At 61.6% G+C, this 6,053-nt stretch carries 6 protein-coding genes; 5 read left to right on the top strand and 1 reads right to left on the bottom strand.

From position 1 onward, the window contains the following. Positions 1–1,006, top strand: a 1,006-nt coding sequence (locus ACJWXQ_RS08240; RefSeq protein ID WP_406672563.1) for a TraB/GumN family protein, incomplete at its 5' end; no start/stop codon positions are given. A 362-nt stretch (positions 1,007–1,368) separates the two neighbouring features. Here the strand turns inward: ACJWXQ_RS08240 and rd are convergent. Further along, a complete protein-coding gene (gene rd / locus ACJWXQ_RS08235; protein ID WP_253443673.1) occupies positions 1,369–1,533 on the bottom strand; it encodes a rubredoxin in 165 nt (54 codons plus the stop codon). Positions 1,534–1,649: 116 nt separating this feature from the next. Between rd and ACJWXQ_RS08230 the strand changes: the two genes are divergently transcribed. The 4 genes from ACJWXQ_RS08230 (at position 1,650) to ACJWXQ_RS08215 (ending at position 6,030) form a co-directional block, all read left to right on the top strand. Further along, on the top strand, positions 1,650–2,438 hold the full coding sequence (locus tag ACJWXQ_RS08230) for a hydroxymethylpyrimidine/phosphomethylpyrimidine kinase (protein ID WP_346050540.1): 789 nt from the start codon (positions 1,650–1,652) through the stop codon (positions 2,436–2,438). Positions 2,439–2,445: 7 nt separating this feature from the next. Next, the gene (gene thiE / locus ACJWXQ_RS08225) at positions 2,446–3,090 is read left to right on the top strand and encodes a thiamine phosphate synthase (RefSeq protein WP_346050541.1); all 645 of its coding nucleotides are present in this window, start codon (positions 2,446–2,448) and stop codon (positions 3,088–3,090) included. 97 nt (positions 3,091–3,187) lie between these two features. Continuing rightward, complete coding sequence (gene hemL / locus ACJWXQ_RS08220; protein ID WP_346050542.1) at positions 3,188–4,465, top strand: glutamate-1-semialdehyde 2,1-aminomutase; 1,278 nt, start codon at positions 3,188–3,190, stop codon at positions 4,463–4,465. A 191-nt stretch (positions 4,466–4,656) separates the two neighbouring features. After that, positions 4,657–6,030, top strand: a complete 1,374-nt coding sequence (locus tag ACJWXQ_RS08215; RefSeq protein WP_406672562.1) for an amidohydrolase family protein — start codon at positions 4,657–4,659, stop codon at positions 6,028–6,030. Positions 6,031–6,053: the final 23 nt, after the last annotated feature.

The following is a 6,053-nucleotide window of genomic DNA, read 5'->3' as shown; positions in this document are numbered from 1 at the left end:
TATTCCCAGAAGGCGGGACAATAACAGCGAGGAACGCCGCCCTATTCCCCTTCACCCGGAGGTTGAGTTCATGAAATTTCGAGACCCCCTAAGCCGCGCCCTGACCGGGGCGACCTGGATTTTTGCCCTGCTCCTGATGTTGGCTCCCCTGAGTCTGCTTGCCGAAGACAGCGATCTGTCCGAGGCCGCCCCCAGTTTCTGGAAGGTGGAAGGTGAACAAAACACCGTCTGGCTGTTCGGCTCTGTACATGTACTGACGGAGGAGCACTATCCCCTGGCCGATGCGGTGGAAGAGGCATTTGAACAGTCACCTTACCTGGTGGTGGAAACCGACATCGTCAATATCGACCCACAGGTTCAGCAGCAGCTGATGGTCAATGCCGGCCTTCTCCCGGAAGGCACCACCCTGGAGGATGTGCTGGGCGAGGAGCGCTATAAGCGTGCGACCGAGCTGGCCGGTGCCAATGGTTATGATCTGTCGCAGATGAACATGCTCCGACCCTGGCTGTTGGCCCTGGTGCTGACAGTGACCGAATTCGAACGCATGGGCTACACCGCCGATCACGGCGTCGAAACCTATTTCCTGAATCGGGCGGCCGACAAGCACAAATCCATCGTCGAGCTGGAAACCCTGCAATTTCAAATCAGCCTCTTCGACGAGCTGGACGAGGAAACCCAGATTGATTTCCTCATGCAGACGCTGGAAGAGATTGATGGCATGGAGGAGCAGATCGAGGCACTGATCAGTGCCTGGGAGTCCGGCAGCCTGGGAGAGCTGGAAGATGCACTGCTGGAAGACTTCCAGGACTATCCCGAGGTCTACGAGCGCATCGTCACCGATCGCAATCACAACTGGATGGACGATATCACCCGCTTCCTGGACGAGGGCGAGCAGGACTATTTCGTGGTGGTCGGCGCCCTGCACATGGTGGGTGAAGAGGGCCTGGTTAACCTGCTTCGCCAGGCCGGCTATCAAATCGAGTCCAAGTCGGTGACTGCCGAGTAAAGCGTCTGCTGGTCACGGCCCCCCTGATCAGGGATTCATAAAAAGAGCCGGGAACCGCTTCGGTTCCCGGCAATTCGACGCTCACAGCGCCTCCTCAGGGAGAGGTCAGGAAGTAACTACGCGCTTCCTCAACGCAGGCCACCGGGCCAATACTGGCGGCCTGCAATGGATCTGACGCACCGCGTCGCTGTCCGTTACAAATTGCTAAAAGCAGGGAATACTTCGTGGAGCGGGAAAGGCCGAACCGTCTATCGATAAAGCCTGTCGGCAGGCAGAGGGGCGGCAGAGAGCTCGATCTGAAGACCTGAATAACCGTCATGCCGGGTTGCATCAGATACTCCGATGCAACCCTTCAGGACAGATCAGATCTCGATCATTTCAAAGTCTTCCTTGCCCGCGCCGCAATCGGGGCAGACCCAGTTCATGGGTACATCTTCCCACTTGGTGCCCGGCTCAATACCGGACTCCGGGTCCCCTTTTTCTTCTTCATAGACATATCCGCAAATGACGCACATATAGGCTTTCATGGGGAATCTGCACTCCTGACTGGGCTCGTGAACAGGCGGCAATTCTCACATGGAGCGGCGCCCCATCCAAGCCCCGGGACTTCGCCGTTCGGTACCGACTGACTTATAATGGCGGCATGACAACGACCACGACACCCCCTGTTGTATTGATCATTGCCGGCAATGACCCCTCCGGTGGCGCCGGGGTGTGCGCCGATACCCAGGCCATTAGCGCTCTGGGCTGCCATCCGGCACCGGTTATCACCGCCCTGACCGTACAGGACACGCTCAACGCCTACCGGGTGGAAGTCAGCGACCCCCAGCTGGTGATGGAGCAGGCCGCCACCGTACTGGATGATCTGCCGATAGCGGCGGTCAAGCTGGGCCTGCTCGGCAATGCCGAGATCGGCCGAGCGGTGGCCGAAGTTCTGGAGAGCCATCCGGAACTGCCCGTGGTCCTTGATCCGGTGCTGGTCGCCGCCGGTGGCGCTCGGCTGGCCGAAGAGAATCTTATTCAGGTTCTGAAAGAACAATTGATTCCCATCAGCACCGTCGTCACACCCAACGCGAGCGAAGCCCGCGCACTGGCACCCGAGGCGGATACCCCACAGGCTCGGGCCGACACACTGCTAGAACTGGGCGCACCCTGGGTACTGCACAAGGGTGCCGACGAAGACACCCCGGCAGTGGACAATATCCTGTTCGGCGCTGAAGGTCGGCGCGAGGATTTCCGCTGGGATCGCCTTCCCGGCCAGTACCATGGCTCCGGCTGTACCCTGGCCTCGGCCATCGCCGCGAGATTGGCGTCGGGCCAGGATGCAGTTGAAGCCGTACGCCAGGCCCAGGACTGGACCTGGCGCGCCCTGCATTCGGGCTGGCGGCTCGGGAAGGGCCAACACATCCCCAATCGCCTGCCCGGGCGCTGAACAGCCCATGTCGATACCTGTCTCGGGCATCTATGTGCTGACCGATCACGACGGCCTGGACGATGGGCGCCTGCTCAGTGATGTGGAAGCTGCCCTGCAAGGCGGGGTGGCCATGATCCAGTACCGGGACAAGAGCCATGATCACAGCGCCCGGCACCGGCGAGCACTCGCACTGCGGGCACAATGCAGGGACTATGGCACCCCCCTGATCATCAATGACGATGTCGAGCTCTGTGCAGCCGTGGATGCCGACGGTGTTCACCTGGGCCGGGATGACGGCCAATTGGAGTCAGCGCGCCAGCAGCTGGGGCCAGACAAGCTGATTGGGGTCTCCTGCTACAACGAGCTGAACCGGGCCAGGGCCGCTGCCCAGGCCGGTGCCGATTACCTGGCCTTCGGCAGTATATTTCCCTCCGACACCAAGCCGAACGCTGTTCATGCTCCCCTGGCGCTGTTGCAGCTTGCCAGTGCCCAGTTTCCTGCTCCCGTCTGCGCCATCGGCGGTATCGGACCGGCCAATGTGGATCGTGTCGCGGCCGCGGGCGCCGACCTGGTGGCTGTCATTGGCAGCGTCTGGTCGGGGGACCCGAGGGAGAATGTCGCCCGATTGAAGCAGGCCTTTGAACAGGGGCGGCAGCGGCAACCGTCATGACCCCGACCTGGAGCTGTAGGAAGCCGGGGCAACTGTTAGGATAAGCGGCCTGAGAATCCCGCAAGAGCCACCCATCTGACAAAGACAAGAATCTGCCATGACCCAGTCTCTATTGGAAAAAGCCAGTCAATACATCGTCGGCGGCGTCAACTCACCGGTACGAGCCTTCACCGGCGTTGGCGGCGAGCCCCTGTTCGTGGAAAGTGCCCAGGGCAGTCGCATCCATGCCAGTGATGGCCGAGCCTACATTGACTATGTGGGTTCCTGGGGCCCGATGATTGGCGGTCATTCCCGGCCCGAGGTGATCGAGGCCGTGCAACGCGCAGCCACCCGCGGCTTGTCTTTCGGCGCTCCCACCGAGGTGGAGACGGAGATGGCCAAGCGCATCTGCGAAATCGTCCCCTCCATCGAGCGGGTCCGCATGGTCAACTCCGGCACCGAGGCGACCATGACTGCCATCCGTCTGGCCCGTGGCTACACCGGCCGTGACCGGGTGGTGAAATTCGAAGGGCACTATCACGGCCATTCAGACTCCCTGCTGGTCAAGGCCGGCTCGGGCGCCCTGACCCAGGGCGTGCCGAACAGCCCCGGGGTTCCCGCTGGCCTGGCCGAGCTGACCATGACCCTGCCCTTCAACGACCTGGATTCGGTCCGCGCCGCCTTCCGCGAGAAGGGCGATGAAATCGCCTGCATTATTGTCGAACCGGTTGCCGGCAACATGAACTGCGTGCCCCCAATCGCCGGTTTCCTGGAGGGACTCAAGGAAATCTGCGCCGAACACGGCGCCATACTCATCTTCGACGAAGTCATGACCGGCTTCCGACTGGCGCCCGGCGGGGCCCAGCAATGGGCCGGCGTGACGCCGGATGTCACTACCCTTGGCAAGGTCGTGGGCGGTGGCATGCCGGTAGGCGCCGTGGGCGGCCGTCGGGAAATCATGGAGCATCTCTCGCCGCTGGGACCTGTCTATCAGGCCGGCACCCTGTCCGGAAACCCCCTTGGCATGGCCGCCGGCCTGGCAATGATGGACATCATCAGCGAACCCGGTTTTCACCAGGGCCTGGAAGACAGCACCCGCCGGCTTTGCAGTGGCCTCAAATTAGCCGCCGACGATGCCGGCATTCCGCTCAGCATCAACCAGGTCCCCGGCATGTTTGGTCTGTTCTTCACTAAAGAAGAACCGGTGGAGCGCTTCAGTCAGGTCCAGGCCTGCGATATTGACCGCTTCAAGCGCTTCTTCCATGGCATGCTGGAACAGGGCATCTACCTGGCACCGTCCGCCTTTGAGGCGGGTTTTCTGTCCTCCGCCCACAGTGACGAGGACATCGACAGCACCGTGGATGCGGCCCGCCAGGTCTTCACCCGCCTCGCCTGATCTCCAGGGCACTGTCCGTTCCCTAGCACCGGGGACGGACAGTGCCATGCCCCCACCTCAGCGGAACCTTCCCGGGCCATCGCCGTCAGCTGTAGGAAACCGATCGTCCATACGCGGCGCCTGGAATGCCGTTCACTTTCACGGATTCCAGGACTATGCTCCGACTAGTCCCTGATCTGAGGAGGTCAGCAATGCGAACTTTTTTCTTGGCCATAATCGCCCTGATATTGATGGCGCTTGGCGGGCCCGGTTCTGCCGCTGAACACCGGGATATCGTCATAGACCAGGTGCACATCATTCCCATGGATGAAGAGCGGGTGCTACGAGACCGCGCGGTGCGCATCTCGGACGGTCAGATCATCGAGATTCGATCCGCGGGACACTGGCAAGCCGACGACGGGATCCAGCTTATTGATGGCCGGAACGGCTATCTGATGCCCGGCCTGGCCGAAATGCACGCCCATGTACCGGGCGAGCAAGCCCCCATGCAACTGCGTGAAGACATCCTTTTTCTTTATCTGAGCAATGGGGTCACCCTGGCTCGCGGCATGCTGGGTGAACCCTGGCACCTGGAGCTCCGTGAAGGCCTGGAGGAAGGCCAGTTTCTGGGGCCCCGGCTGATCACCTCGGGCCCATCCCTGAATGGCAATAGCGTGGATAGCCCCGAAGCGGGCCGCGAGATGGTCCGCGATCAGGTGGAAGCCGGTTACGATTTTCTCAAGATTCACCCCGGTTTGGGCCGGGCGGAATTCGACGCCATCGCCGAGGAAGCGAATGAACTCGGCATGGCCTTCGCCGGGCATGTACCCGAGGATGTGGGTATTTACCGGGCCCTGGAAGCGGGCTATGCCAGTATCGACCATCTGGACCGCTACCCGCGGGCACTGGTGGATGATGAAGTTCTGGAGCGGATCGACCCCGGCTTTTTCGATTATCGCCTGGCGCCCCACGCCAAGGCCGAACGGCTGGCGGAGATCGCCGAACAAACCCGCGATGCCGGGGTCTGGAATGTGCCTACGGAAACCCTGATGCACAATCTGCTGCTGATGGATCCGGAGGAGGCTCCCCGACAACGCCCGGAAATGCGCTATCTGCCGGCTGAAATGGTGGAATCCTGGCAGGACTGGGCACGGCGCACCCAGTCCGATGAAGACTATGACCGGGACGCGGCGGAGGCCTTCGTGGCGCTGCGCAAGGACCTGATCAAGGCCTTGCATGCGACCGGTGCGGAGCTGCTGCTGGGCTCCGATGCCCCCCAGGTATTCAACGTACCGGGCTTTTCCATCCATCACGAGATGGCCATCATGGAAGCCGCCGGCCTCAGCCCCTTTGAAGTCCTGCAAACCGGAACCGTTAACCCGGCCCGCTATTTCGACATGGGCGATCACTTCGGACAGGTGGCGGAAGGCATGAATGCCGATCTGGTGCTGCTGCGCGCCAACCCCCTCAAGGACCTGAGCAACCTCCGCGATCCCCGCGGCGTGATGATTCGGGGACAATGGATTGATGCCGAGCAAATCGGCGCGACCCTGCGGGAAATCGAGGACCGCTACGCCCGCGATTGAACGACCCCGTTCTTGCTTTGGAG

This window comes from Natronospira sp., assembly GCF_007134575.1.
Classification (GTDB): domain Bacteria; phylum Pseudomonadota; class Gammaproteobacteria; order Natronospirales; family Natronospiraceae; genus Natronospira; species Natronospira elongata.
This window is presented reverse-complemented; position numbering and strand designations above follow the sequence as displayed.